The organism is Variovorax sp. Varisp85 (assembly GCF_047304045.1).
Classification (GTDB): Bacteria; Pseudomonadota; Gammaproteobacteria; order Burkholderiales; family Burkholderiaceae_C; genus Variovorax.
In genome coordinates, this window is the sequence record NZ_JBGLYN010000006.1 from 46,516 (window position 1) to 59,169 (window position 12,654).

The 12,654-nt window shown below is 69.9% G+C and carries 13 protein-coding genes; 6 read left to right on the forward strand and 7 right to left on the reverse strand.

The window, feature by feature from the left end; translation table 11 throughout:
- Window positions 1-76 precede the first annotated feature (76 nt).
- Together ACCC97_RS04250 and ACCC97_RS04255 are read left to right on the forward strand one after the other, a co-directional pair.
- Complete coding sequence (locus tag ACCC97_RS04250; protein ID WP_007829678.1) at window positions 77-1,087, forward strand: Bug family tripartite tricarboxylate transporter substrate binding protein; 1,011 nt, start codon at window positions 77-79, stop codon at window positions 1,085-1,087.
- Between the two features lie 111 nt (window positions 1,088-1,198).
- Window positions 1,199-2,206, forward strand: a complete 1,008-nt coding sequence (locus ACCC97_RS04255) for a Bug family tripartite tricarboxylate transporter substrate binding protein (RefSeq protein WP_007829680.1) — start codon at window positions 1,199-1,201, stop codon at window positions 2,204-2,206.
- A gap of 12 nt (window positions 2,207-2,218) precedes the next feature.
- On the opposite strand, the gene ACCC97_RS04260 is transcribed toward ACCC97_RS04255, so the two are convergent.
- Complete coding sequence (locus ACCC97_RS04260) at window positions 2,219-2,911, reverse strand: ArsR/SmtB family transcription factor (RefSeq protein ID WP_007829681.1); 693 nt, start codon at window positions 2,909-2,911, stop codon at window positions 2,219-2,221.
- An 82-nt stretch (window positions 2,912-2,993) separates the two neighbouring features.
- Here ACCC97_RS04260 and ACCC97_RS04265 point away from each other — a divergent pair, with 82 nt between their 5' ends.
- A complete protein-coding gene (locus ACCC97_RS04265) occupies window positions 2,994-4,178 on the forward strand; it encodes a cytochrome P450 (RefSeq protein WP_007829683.1) in 1,185 nt (394 codons plus the stop codon).
- On the opposite strand, the gene ACCC97_RS04270 is transcribed toward ACCC97_RS04265, so the two are convergent.
- Window positions 4,136-5,137: a pyridoxamine 5'-phosphate oxidase family protein gene (locus tag ACCC97_RS04270; protein ID WP_007829685.1), complete on the reverse strand. Its 1,002-nt coding sequence runs from the start codon at window positions 5,135-5,137 to the stop codon at window positions 4,136-4,138. The genes ACCC97_RS04265 and ACCC97_RS04270 overlap by 43 nt on opposite strands.
- A complete protein-coding gene (locus ACCC97_RS04275; protein WP_007829687.1) occupies window positions 5,134-5,784 on the reverse strand; it encodes a glutathione S-transferase family protein in 651 nt (216 codons plus the stop codon). The genes ACCC97_RS04270 and ACCC97_RS04275 overlap by 4 nt, the downstream gene beginning before the upstream one ends.
- Window positions 5,785-5,899: 115 nt before the next feature.
- On the opposite strand from ACCC97_RS04275, the gene ACCC97_RS04280 reads away from it, so the two are divergent.
- The gene (locus ACCC97_RS04280; RefSeq protein ID WP_413331681.1) at window positions 5,900-6,790 is read left to right on the forward strand and encodes a LysR family transcriptional regulator; all 891 of its coding nucleotides are present in this window, start codon (window positions 5,900-5,902) and stop codon (window positions 6,788-6,790) included.
- 12 nt (window positions 6,791-6,802) lie between these two features.
- On the opposite strand, the gene ACCC97_RS04285 is transcribed toward ACCC97_RS04280, so the two are convergent.
- The 3 genes from ACCC97_RS04285 to ACCC97_RS04295 are packed head-to-tail and all read right to left on the reverse strand — an operon-like array spanning window position 6,803 to window position 8,900.
- The gene (locus ACCC97_RS04285) at window positions 6,803-7,330 is read right to left on the reverse strand and encodes a hypothetical protein (protein ID WP_007829689.1); all 528 of its coding nucleotides are present in this window, start codon (window positions 7,328-7,330) and stop codon (window positions 6,803-6,805) included.
- A gap of 50 nt (window positions 7,331-7,380) precedes the next feature.
- Window positions 7,381-8,061, reverse strand: a complete 681-nt coding sequence (locus ACCC97_RS04290; protein WP_007829690.1) for a hypothetical protein — start codon at window positions 8,059-8,061, stop codon at window positions 7,381-7,383.
- On the reverse strand, window positions 8,058-8,900 hold the full coding sequence (locus ACCC97_RS04295; RefSeq protein WP_413331682.1) for a hypothetical protein: 843 nt from the start codon (window positions 8,898-8,900) through the stop codon (window positions 8,058-8,060). The genes ACCC97_RS04290 and ACCC97_RS04295 overlap by 4 nt, the downstream gene beginning before the upstream one ends.
- A gap of 185 nt (window positions 8,901-9,085) precedes the next feature.
- Between ACCC97_RS04295 and ACCC97_RS04300 the strand changes: the two genes are divergently transcribed.
- Entirely contained in the window at window positions 9,086-10,033 is a 948-nt protein-coding gene (locus ACCC97_RS04300) for an ATP-binding cassette domain-containing protein (RefSeq protein WP_007829692.1), read from the forward strand.
- A 118-nt stretch (window positions 10,034-10,151) separates the two neighbouring features.
- A complete protein-coding gene (locus ACCC97_RS04305; protein ID WP_056597824.1) occupies window positions 10,152-10,979 on the forward strand; it encodes an ABC transporter permease in 828 nt (275 codons plus the stop codon).
- Between the two features lie 33 nt (window positions 10,980-11,012).
- Here the strand turns inward: ACCC97_RS04305 and ACCC97_RS04310 are convergent, their stop codons facing one another.
- A complete protein-coding gene (locus ACCC97_RS04310; protein WP_042674346.1) occupies window positions 11,013-12,620 on the reverse strand; it encodes a glycosyltransferase family 39 protein in 1,608 nt (535 codons plus the stop codon).
- Between the last annotated feature and the right edge of the window lie 34 nt (window positions 12,621-12,654).

A 12,654-nucleotide genomic window follows, 5' to 3' on the forward strand; every position in this document is an offset into this window, starting at 1 on the left:
TCCTGCCCGCCGCGGCGCGGGATCGCCGCGTTTCGCGGACATCATCTGGCTGGCCCTACAGACAACCGGAAAAAAGATGCCCCAGTCGCCTTCCGCTCCCCTCTCCCGCCGCAGCTTCTCGGCATGGATCGCGGCCTCGGCCGCAGCAGCCGGCGGAGGGCATGCCGCCCTCTGGCCGCGCGCCGCGCACGCCGCCGACGCGCCCGTGAGCAGCAAGCTGCGCATCGTGATTCCCGCCAACGAAGGCGGCGGCTGGGACCAGACCGGCCGCGCGCTCGGTGCCGCGATGCTGGCCTCCGGCGCGGTCGGCAGCGTGGTGTACGAGAACGTCGGCGGCAAGGGCGGCACCATCGGCCTGGCGAAGTACGCCGAGAAATACGATGCCGACCCCGACACGATCCTGATGAGCGGCATGGTCATGGTCGGCGCGGTGGCGCTGCAGAAGCCCGCCGTCACCATGGCCCACGTGGCGCCCATCGCCCGCCTCACGAGCGACTACGAGGTGGTGGCGGTGAAGGCCGATTCACCCATCAGGACGCCCAAGGACCTGATCGCGCAGCTGCGCGCCGATGCGGCCAACACCGTCATCGCGGGCGGCTCGGCCGGCGGCGTGGACCACATGTACGCCGGCATGCTGGCGCGCGTGGCCGACGCCTCGCAGACGCTGGTCTATCAGGCGCACCCCGGCGGCGCCGAAGTGGTCGAGGCGCTGGAAAGCGGCAAGGCCGCGGCGGGCATCTCGGGCTACAGCGAGTTCAGCGAAGGCCTGGCCAGCGGCAAGCTGCGCGCCATCGGCGTGTCGTCGAAGCGGCCGTTCCAGGGCATTGCGTCGGTGCGCGAACAGGGCGTCGATGCCGATCTCGCCAACTGGCGTGGCGTGCTCACCGGCCGCAAGGTACCGCCCTACCGCAAGGCGGCACTGCTGACGGTGGTGCGGCGCGCCACCGCCACCGACCTGTGGCAGAAAACCATCAAGCAGAACAACTGGGACCCCTTCTGGATGGAGGGCAAGGACTTCGAGAACTTCCTCGAACTCGACACGGCGATGGCTGGTCCGCTGATCTATCTGCTCAAGCTGAAAGCCTGAGGGGCAACGGCCGCCACTCAACTCCAAGGGTTTTCCCTAGATGTAAAACCCGAGGAGGCTGCTCGTTTTTCGGACATCATCCAGTTACCTTTATAGACAACTGGAAACAAAATGCCGCATCCCGTGCCAGCAGGCTTTTCTCGCCGCAGCCTCGCTGCATGGTTGGCATCGGCCGTCGTCGCGGGCGTGGTGCCGGAAGCGTTCTGGCCCCGGTTGGCTGGCGCGGCCGAACCGCAGCTGATCCCCAAGCTGCGCATCGTGATTCCCGCCAACGAAGGCGGCGGCTGGGACCAGACCGGCCGCGCGCTTGGTGCCGCGATGGTGGCGTCGGGTGCGGTGGGCGATGTCGCCTACGAGAACATCGGCGGCAAGGGCGGCACCATCGGCCTGGCGAAGTACGTAGAAAAATACGACGCCGACCCCGACACCCTGCTGATGAGCGGCATGGTCATGGTCGGCGCGGTGGCGCTGCAGAAGCCCGCTGTCACCATGGCGCAGCTCGCGCCGGTGGCGCGGCTTACCAGCGACTACGAGGTGGTGGCGGTGAAGGCCGACTCGCCCATCAGGACGCCAAAGGACCTGATCGCGCAGCTGCGCGCCGATGCCGCCAAGACGGTCATCGCCGGTGGCTCGGCCGGCGGCGTGGACCACATGTACGCCGGCATGCTGGCGCGCGTGGCCGGCAATGCGGCCGCGCTGGTCTACCAGCCGTACCCCGGCGGTGCGCAGGTGGTCGAGGCGCTGGAAAGCGGCAAGGCGGCCGCCGGCATCTCGGGCTACAGCGAATTCAGCGAAGGCCTGGCCAGCGGCAAGCTGCGCGCCATCGGCGTATCGGCCAAGCGCTCGTTCATGGGCATTCCGGCAGTGCGCGAACAGGGCGTGGACGCCGACCTCGCCAACTGGCGCGGCGTGCTCACCGGCAAGAAGGTGCCGGCCGAGCGCCGCGCGGTGCTGCTCGAAGCCGTGCGCCGCGCCACCATGGCCGAACTCTGGCAGAAGACCATCAAGCGCAGCAATTGGGACGCGTACTGGATGGCGGGCAAGGACTTCGAGAGCTTCCTCGAACTCGACACGGCGATGGCCGGCCCGCTGATCTACCTGCTCAAGCTCAAAGCCTGATCGCCCGGCGCTTCAAGAAAAAAGCTCCGGCATCTCGCGCTGCGCCTTCGGCGTGAGCGTGAGCGCCCGCCCGTCCAGCTCCTGCCGTACCCATCCCCGGCGCAGCGACAGCTGCAGCCATGCGGCACCCAATGCGCCGCCCAGGTGCGGCCGGCGTTCACTCCAGTCCAGGCAGGCGCAGGCAAAGCGCCGGCGCGAGCGGCGCACCGCATCGACCTCGACACCCAGGCTCTCCAGCGCGATCGCGCCTTCGGGCGTGAGCTCGTACGAGCCGCTCTGCAGGCCGCTGAGCCAGCCCTGGGCATGCAGCCGGTCGTGCAGCGCAACGCCCGCCGTGCCCGCCATGTGGTCGTAGCAGGTGCGCGCACTGCGCAGGCGGCTCGGCGTGCTCGGCTCGAATCCGGGCGTGCGCGGCGTGCCGGCCACCACCATCAGGCTTTCGAGCGCGGCGGCGACGTCGTCGCTGGCGAGGCGGAAGTAGCGGTGCTTGCCCTGCACCAGCAGCTGGACCAGCCGCTCGTCCTTCAGGCGCGCGAGGTGCGCGCTGGCGGTCGACGCGGCCACCTCGGCGACGGTGGCCAGCTCGGTGGCGGTGCGTGCATGGCCGTCCATCAGGCAGCTCAGCATGCGGGCGCGCGCCGGTTCGGCGATGGCGCCGGCCAGGCGGGCCAGCTGGAAATCGGCGGAGGAGGAAATGGAGTCCATGCGCGCATCGTAGAACGGCGCTGCATCCGACACTTCGTTCGCGGGCGAAGTGCGATGGCGGCTTCGATCGCACACTGCGGCCATGAACGAAAGCAACCGCCCCGTCGATATCGGCATGCCCGCCGACCCGGTCGCAGCCGCCACGCATGCCGACCCCTATCCCTGCTACGCCACCCTGCGCGACGGCCCGCCGCTCGCGTGGAACGAGAAACTGCGCCTCTGGGTCGCAAGCCGCGCGGATGTCATCGAGCAGGTACTGCTCGCGCATGGCGCGCTGCGCGTGCGGCCGGCCGCCGAGCCGGTGCCGCGCGCCATCGCGGGCAGCGCGGCCGGCGAAGTGTTCGGACATCTGGTGCGCATGAACGACGGCGCGGCGCACCAGGCGCATCGGCCTGCGCTGCAACGAGCGCTGACCGGCCTCGACCTCAATGCCGTGCATGCAGCCGCCTTGCGGGTGGCGCAGCGCGTGCCCGGGCAGCAGCCGCTATCCGACACGCTGTTCTCGATGCCCGTGCAGGCCGTCGCGCACCTGCTGGGTTTTGCCGACGATGCGCTGGCGCAGGTGGACCGGTGGCTGCGCGACTTCGTGGCCTGCCTGTCGCCGCTGTCCACGCCCGAGCAGCTGGAGCGTGCGAGCGCCGCAGCGGGCGAACTGATGGCGCGCTTTGAAATGCTGGCAGCGGTCGCGCCGCCGCGGCACGGCACGTTGCTCGCGGCTGTGCTCGCCGAGAGCGCGGGCGATGCGCGCGTGTCGCGCTCTCTGCTCGCGAACCTCGCGGGCCTGCTCTCGCAGACCTGCGACGCCACGGCGGGCCTGGTCGGCAACAGCCTGATCGCGATGATGCGCGAGCCTTCCCTGCCGAGTGCGTCGACCCGCACGCGCGACGGCCTGCAAGCCATCGTCGAGGAGACCGCGCGCCACGACCCGTCGGTGCAGAACACGCGGCGCTTTGCCGCCGAGGCCGTCGAGATCGCCGGCACCCCGCTGGCGGCCGGCGATGCGGTGCTGGTGCTGCTGGCCTCGGCCAACCGCGACCCGGCACTCAACCCCGACCCCGATCGCTTCATGCCCGTGCGCGCCCGCCGCCGCATGCTCGGCTTCGGCCACGGCATGCACGCGTGTCCGGGGCAGGCGCTGGCCTGCACGCTGGCGGCGGCCAGCCTCGGTGCCCTGCTGCCGCGCCATGCAGCCGACCTCGATGCGCAGCGCGTGCGCGGCTGGAGCTATCGGCCGTCGGTCAATGGGCGCATCCCCGTGTTCCACTGACCCGTGCCCGCCAGGTGGGGCGACAGTTGTGCATCACCCCAGCGCAGCGGCAACGCCGCCGGACGACGCAGGGCGTGCGTGACCCGAAAGCGCATCAGCCGCTCCGCACCTTCGAACGCGGCCACTTCGGGACCGTCCCACACGATCTCTGCCGTGACCGCCACGTGCAGCAGGTCGCCGCTGTCGAAGTCGACGAACAGCAGCCCCGCGCGCGGATGCGCCGCCAGGTTGCCGAGCGTGTTGAAGAAGCGGTTGCCGTTGAAATCCGGCACGGTGAGCACGTCGCCTTCGTGGTCGTTGTCGATGCGCACGAAGCCCGGACGGCCGCCGCGGTGCGACACGTCGACGCCGTGCGAACTCGCATCGGCCTCATCGCCCGCCGCCGCTTCGTTCGGATAGGCGGTGGCGATGAACAGCGTGTCGGCGCTGCCGATCAGGCGATGCGCCGCCAGGTCGAGTTCGTCGAGCCACTGCACCTGCGGCGCCGCATCGCCGCGCGGCGATGCGAACACCGGCTCGCGCGCCTGGATGTAGCGCGGGCAATTGCCGAAGCTCTGCTGCACCGCGACCATGAAGCCCGAACCATCGAGCGCCTCGACCGTGCCGTTCATGCGGTTGCGCCGCCGCGTGTGCGGCTGCATGCCGAGCAGGCCCAGCGTGGCGCCCTGCTTCAGCTGCCCGGCGAGCGGATCGCCCGCCGCCGGCAGCGCATCGACGCGCAGGTGCGTGGCATCGGGTGAATGCACAAAGCCGGCGGACGCCGCGAGCACGCTGGCCCACGGCTGTAGTTCCGCATCGAGACTGCCGATCACGAGGAACGGCAGCAGCCCGAAGAATTCGCGGTGCTGGTCGGGCATGTAGTCGCGAATGACGCGCGGGCCCGCCACCTCCATCTGCTCGCGCGAGCCTGCCAGGGCCTGCATCGCGCGCTCGCCCGCATGGAACGGCGCGGCGATCATGCAACCGCCCCGAGCCCGACGGGCGTGCGCACCATCGGCACGAACCCCGGCAGGGCTTCCACGCGTTCGAGCCAGCCGCGCAGGTTCGGATAGGCGTCGATCGACACGCTGCCTTCGGGTGCATGCGCCACGTAGGCGTAGTTCGCGATATCGGCGAGCGTTGCGTCGTGGCCGGCGAGGAAGGGCTGCTGCTGCAAATGCATTTCCATTACCGAGAGCAGCGCATGCGAACGCGCGACGATCTCCGCCGGGTCGGTGTCGCGGCCGAACAGCGCAATGACCCGCGCCGCCGCCGGACCGTAGGCCAGCGGGCCGGCCGCCACCGAAAACCAGCGCTGCACGCGCGCAGCACCGACGGGATCGCGCGGCATCCAGCGTGCGGGGTCCGGCGCATAGCGTTCGTTGAGGTAAACGAGGATGGCGTTGGAATCGGCCAGCGCGAGTTCGCCGTCCTCGATCACCGGCACCTGGCCGAAGGGGTTGCGCGCCAGGAATTCGGGCGTGCGGTTCTCGCGCCTGCGCATGTCGATCTCGATGTTCTCGAATGGCAGGCCGAGCATCGCGAGGAACAGGCGCACGCGATGCACGTGGCCCGAGATGGCGGAACCGTAGAGCTTGATGGGCTGGGCGGGGCGGGCGGTGGTCATGGGAACTCCTTGTTTGAGGATGGCGGGGGCGTTGCCTGGATTGTTCTCTCTTGCATCAGATGAATGAATAGCCAATTCGGTATTTGACTGCTGCGTTTTCCGGTTTAATCGCGCCATGGATCGTTTCAAAGCCATGCAGACCTTCGTTCAGATTGCCGACCAGGGCAGCCTGACTCGCGCCGCCGAGGCGCTCGGCAGCTCACTGCCGGCAGTGGTGCGCTCGCTCGCCGCGCTGGAGGCGCACCTGGGCGTGCGACTGTTCCATCGCACCACGCGCCGGCTGTCGCTCACCGAGGAAGGCCGCCACTACCTGCCGAGCGCGCGCGAAGTGCTGCTCGCGGCCGACGCCGCCGACCTCGCGCTGAAGGCCGAGGCGCGCGAGCCGGCGGGCCAGCTCACGATCACCGCGCCGGTGCTCTTCGGCCACATGTACGTGGCGCCCGCCATCGTGCGCTTCATGCAGCGGCACGAAAAGGTGCGCTGTAGCGTGCGCCTGTACGACCGCGCCGTGAACCTGCTCGAGGAGGGCATCGACGTGGGCATCCGCATCAGCCCGCTGGAAGATTCGTCGCTGGTGGCGCAGACGCTCGGCACCATCCGCCGCGTGGTGGCTGCGAGCCCCGCGTACCTCGCCCAGCACGGCACGCCACGGCATCCGCGCGACCTGGCCGGTGCGCCCTGCGTGCGCGGCCGCATCGACGCACCGGCGCAGTGGCTGTTCCGCGACGGCGGCAAGACGATCAGCGTGACGCCGAACAACCGCCTGGAGTTCAACCACCTGGCCCCGGCCATCGAGTCGTGCGCGGCGGGCATGGGCTTCGGCACCTTCTTCTCGTACCAGGTGATGCCGCACGTGGCGCAGGGCCGGCTGAAGCTGGTGCTCGAAGACTTCGAGCCGCCGCCGCGGCCGGTGAGCGTGATCTATCCCAACGCGCGGCTGCTGCCCGCGCGCACGCGGGCGTTCATCGAGTGGATGAAGATGGAGTTCAGCGGCCTCAGGCTCTGAGCCCGGGCGGCGTCAAGCGGCGCTGCCCGGCCAGCCGTCGTCGAGCGATTCGCGGCTGTCGTGCAGGCAGATCTCGCTGTCCTGCTTCAGCGGCAGCCAGCCTTCGCGTTCCAGCTGGCCAGCCAGCGCCGCCACCCGGGCCTTGAACCCGGCCAGCGGCTCGCGGCTGCGCAGCGTGACGAAGCGCATGCCGGTCTCGCCCATGAGGCTGTTGCGCGACAGCCGCGCACCGTGCGTCTCGCACAGGTGCTGCAGCGCGGATGCGTTGTGCAGCAGCAGCTTGCCGCGCCACTCGAAATACTGGTCGGGCTGGCTCAGCCGCTCCCAGCCCTGGACCGACGCCTCGATCTTCACGCGCCGCACCGCCATGCCCGCGCGCGCCAGCCATTGCCCCAAGGCCATGGCCTCGGCCTTCGCTTCCTCGAGCGTGCCGCGAAGCCAGCCGGTGGCGATGGGCTGCTGCTTCTGCTCGCCGTGGGCGAGGTCGATCAGCATCGGCTTGAGCCCGACTTGCTCGCACACCACGACGAAGGCCGCCATTTGCGATTCCTGCAAAACGCAGCACGTCAGGTGCAGCTTCAGCGCGCGCTTCATGGCGCACCCACCGGCTCGGGCAGCGGCCTGCCGTCGCAGAGCGACGCGGCGTCGATCGCCATGCCGCGCACCGCTTCTTCAAGGCCGAGGTTCAGCACCGACATGAACTCGCCGTTGGCGCTGGTCCAGTTGGTGCGCGTGCCCATGCCGTGGTACTGGCGCGCGGCGGTCCCGCCGCCGGGCAGGCGGTAGCTCACCTTGAGCACGACATGCGAAACCAGGTTCAGGTTCACCGACCACGCATGGGCGAGGCGCAGCGCAACGTCGGCCACAGCCTGCCTGGCGCCACTGTCGCCTGCGGGCGGCGCCCCCGGCACCGCCTGGAGTCCATAGCGGCCCAGCGACTGCAGCGCACCGCGCGTCCACGCCGTCGCGTCGCCGCTGCGCAGCGACTGCACGGACCGGGGCGTGGCGTGCACCGTCGGCATCATCACCGTGAGGTTGCCGGCGTTGGCCTTGTTGCTGCGCGTGTCCTCGATCGCGGGCAGGTACAGCGTGCAGTCGCGCGCGAGCCGCAGCGGTGCGGCCGGTACGCCGTTGGGCCGCTCGGCCGGTTCGGGCGCCGGCTCGAAGACCATGGAGAGCGGCTCGCTCTCGGTGAGAGCGTGCGAGAGGGTGGGCAGGGCGCAGAGCGCGGCGAATGCAGCAGCGGCGAGTTGTTCTTGGCACAGCCTCATGGCGCGGCGCTCCTGACCGAATACATGGCGCCGTCCTGGTCGCGGAACAGCACGCGGCCCGGCTGCTCGTCGAAGCCCTGGCCGGCCAGCGTCACCCACGAGCCGTTGACGTTGAAGCGCGCGGTCTTCACGCCGCCGGAGCGGGCGCCGGCAATGTCCAGCGCCACCGCATGCAGGGTCTGCGCCATCGACTCGCGCATCACGCCGCGCAGCACCTGCCCGTCGTTCGCCGTCAGCCGCCGCAGCACGGCGGCGCGCGCCGTGCCGCCGATGAGTGTCTGGAAGATGGCGGCGGCGCGGTAGCTCGGCTCGCTGCGGCCGTCCTGCCACAGCAGGGCCGAGGTTCGCGTGGTGAAGGCGCCCAGGCCGGGCTCCAGCGCGTACTGCAGCAGCAGCACCATGTAGGCGGGACCTGCCTTCGTGGCGGCGATGCGGGCCTCATGCTCGACCTTCGCCGGCATGGCCGCGAGCACCTGCGACGAGCGGATCTTCAGCGGGAACGAACTCGGCTCGGCCAGCAGCGTGCCGAGGGCCTTGCCCGCCTCCACGCGGTAGTCGTAGTCGAGCAGCGGTCCGACGATGGCCTGCACCTCGGCGCTCATGTCCTTCTGGCGCGATTGCTGCACCGACGAATCGATCAGCGCGCCGATCAGCCCGCCGCCCGTGGCCGCGCTCACGCCGGGGGGCTGCGCGGAGAACATGAAGCTCTCCTGCGCAACGACGACGCGCACGTCGACTTCCTGAACCTTGTCGCGGTCCGCAACCGCCAGCGGCCGATGAAAAGGTGCGCAGGCGCCGAACAGCATCAGCACCGGCAGCGCCAGCCAGAAACGCAGCATCTTTGGGCCTCCCACCGCACAAACGCCATTCTTGGCGTCGATTGTGCCGCCGCCGGCGTACGGTTCGACCCGGGTTATCGAGGGTCCGCCGGACGCGTCCGCCATGTAGTGGCCCCGAACACGCGCGGTTGTCCATCGATTGAAGCGATGGGGCGCCCGCGGCACGGCTGCGTCAGAATGGCCGCGTGCCACCCACACAATCCTCCATTCAGTCTCCGCTCTTCCATGCCAGCCATCTGCACAAGCGCTACGGTGGCACCACCGTCGTCGACGACCTCTCGTTCGAGATCGCGCCCGGCGAGTGCCTGGGCGTGATCGGCCCGAACGGCGCGGGCAAGACCACCACCATCCGCATGTGCCTGGGCCTCACCGCGCCGGACGGCGGCGACATCTCCGCGCTGGGGCTGCAGATGCCGCGCGACGCGCTGGCCATCAAGGCGCAGCTCGGCGTGGTGACGCAGTTCGACACGCTCGACCCGGATTTCAGCTGCGCCGAGAACCTCGTGGTGTACGGCCGCTATTTCGGCTTCGGCAAGGCGCAGGTGCGCGCACGCGTGCCGCAGCTGCTGGAGTTCGCGGCGCTGTCGCACAAGGCCGATGCGAAGCCGGGCGAACTGTCGGGCGGCATGCGGCGGCGGCTGTCGCTGGCGCGCGCGCTGGTCAACGATCCCAGGCTGCTGCTGCTCGACGAGCCGACCACCGGGCTCGATCCGCAGGCGCGGCACCTCATGTGGGAGCGGCTGCAGGTCTTGCTGCAGCAGGGCAAGTCGATCTTGCTGACCACGCATTTCATGGACGAGGCCGAGCGTTTGTGCTCGCGCCTGCTGGTGCTCGACCACGGCCGCAAGATCGCCGAAGGCCGACCGCGCGACCTGATCGCCGAGCACCTGGAACCCGACGTGGTCGAGGTGTACGGCAACGGCGCGCTGTCGCTGGCCGACTCACCCGAACTGAAGGCGATGGCAGCACGCGTGGAGGTCAGCGGGGAGACCGTTTTCTTCTACACGCAGGACGCGCGGCGGCTGCTCGATGCGCTGACGCGACACAGCGGCCTGCGCACTTTTCATCGGCCCGCGAACCTGGAGGACCTGTTCCTCAAGCTCACCGGCAGGCAGATCCGGGAGGACGGCTAAGAATGCGGCACACCCCCAGGCTTGCCCACTTCGTGTGGCCTCCTACCCCCTCGCCGGGGGCAATACCAGCGGCCCGGCAAAGCCGGTTCCGCGGTATTCCTGAAATGGAGAGGAAATCATGAACAACATTGCGACCGCTGCGTCGCCGCCTGCGCCTTCCGTGTGGCGCGCGCCCGAACTCTCGCTGCGCTGGTGGCCCGTGTTCCTGCGCAACCTGCTGGTGTGGCGCAAGCTCGCCATTCCGAGCCTGATCGGCAACATCGCCGAGCCGCTGATCTGGCTCGTGGCCTTCGGCTACGGCATGGGCGCGCTGGTGGGGCAGGTGTCGGTCGACGGCGTGAAGGTGCCGTACATCCTGTTCCTGGCGAGCGGCTCGATCTGCATGAGCGCGATGAACGCGGCGAGCTTCGAGGCCCTGTACTCGGCGTTCTCGCGCATGCATGTGCAGAAGACCTGGGACGGCATCATGAACGCGCCGGTCGGTCTCGACGACATCGTGCTGGCCGAGATGCTGTGGGCCGCGTTCAAGTCGATCTTCACGGTCACGGCGATCCTGTTCGTGATGCTCGGGCTGGGCATCAGCCACAGCCCGAAACTCGTCGTCGCGTGGATGGTGCTGGTCGGCGCCGGCATCACCTTCTCGTCGATCGCGCTGATCTTCAATGCGCTGGCGAAGGGCTACGACTTCTTCACGTACTACTTCACGCTGTTCATGACGCCGATGATGTTCCTGAGCGGCGTGTTCTTTCCGCTGGAGCAATTGCCCTCGGCGGTGAGGGCCGTGGCGGCGTGGCTGCCGCTGACCAACGCGGTGGCGCTGGTGCGGCCCCTCTTCATGGACCAGTGGCCGACCGGCTGGTGGGTGCACGCGGCGGTGCTGGCCGTCTATGCGGTCGTCGCCTTCTGGATCGCGCTGGCGTTGACGCGCAAGCGGTTCAGGGGCTGACGGGCCCCGGCGGCGTCGGCGTCGGCGTCGGCGTCATTGACGCGCGTGCGCCCCGCAGTTCTTCGCCCCATGCTCGCCGTGCGGCAGCACGATGCCCCAGCGCACGCGCAGGCTGTTGCGCTCGTCGGTGCCGGCCCAGGGAATGTCCAGCGTGCCGCGGCAATCAGCCTGCGCGAGCCGGGGTTCGAGCAAGGCGCCCTCGGAGCGGAACTCCTGCGTGTCGAGGATCAGCACCATGCCGCCTTCACGCTCCAGCGCGCCGGGGGCCAGCCAGGGGGAGTTGCGCTCGTCGCCGTCGATCAGCAGCTGCATCGACGGGTCCATCTTCAGCGCCACCGCGCCCGCGAACCAGGTGTCGCCGACGAGCAGCCTGAACGGCCGGTCGCCGGCGCGGTCGTGCCAGATGGCGCGCAAGGCATCGGCGACTGCCCCGGCCGGCAGGTTGGCGCGCGTGATGTAGCCGAGCCGCCTGCTCAGCACGCCGTCGACCCACCCCTGGCCGAGCGCGCCGGCCACATGCAGCACCACCACGGTGGCCACGACGCCGCGCCACCGGCGGCGGCTCCAGCGCTCCGCCTCGAGGCCGGGCAGCACGGCCACCGCCCACAGCGCCGCCGGCAGGAAGAAGGTGGTGAGCCAGGACGCAGCCAGCGGGATCTTCAGCAGGATGGCCGCGGGAAACACCAGGCACGCGGGCCCGAGCGTGGCCCAGGCCAGGAAGCGCCGGTCGAACGCACTCAGTCCCGGCGTGGCGGCCGAGGACAGCGGCGGCGGCGCCACGGAGGCGCGTGTGAACCAGGCCCAGCCGGCCAGCAGCAGCATCGGCGACAGCCGGGCCACCTGCACCACGAACACGTGCACCAGATGGCGCAGGCCGTACCCGTGCCCACCCGCCGGTTGGACGGAATGGCGCGCGTAGGCGATCGTCCGCGCGGAGTGCTCCAGCACCCACCACAGGTGCGGCGCCATCAGCAGCAACGCCACGCCGCCCGCCAGCAGCAGCCCGCGCCGCACCTGCGCGTCGCGCCACTGGCCCTGCCTCACGATGAAGGCCGCGCCGACCGCGAACTGCACCACCGCGCTGTACTTGGTGAGCATCGACAGCGCCGCAAAGACACCGAGCCAGGCCCAGTCCCGCAGCCTCGACGACGACGGCGCATGCAGCACGCGCCACAGCATCCACCAGTAGCCGGCCAGCGGCAGCAGCTGCACGGTGTTGTGGTTGTAGACGACCGCGCGCTGCACGTGGTAGGTCACCAGCGAGCCGAGCAGAACGGCCAGAGCCGCGCGGGCCGGATGGACCAGCGCGGTCGACCAGCGCCAGACGAGGTAGAGCGCGCCCACCCCGCAGCCGACGCCGGCGGCATAGGTCAGCCAGGGCTGGCGTCCGCCCAAGTGGATCAGCACGCCCATCAGCCAGCTCGGCAGCGGCGGATGCTTGTAGTAGCTCCATTCGAAGCTGCCGCCCCAGAACAGCTCCTCGACGTTGTCCCAGGGCGGGGTCGGGTAGAACCCGGCGATCGAGAGGGTCCACAGCAGCAGCATTGCACCCAGGGCCCACAGGATGTCGCGATGCGCGGCGGGAGACGGAACAGCGCGGGCCGGAATGGTTCCTGCCGAAGGAATCGGAGAGGGGCGCATACGGAATCGGGCGGGGTGCTGGGCGGAACGGAAA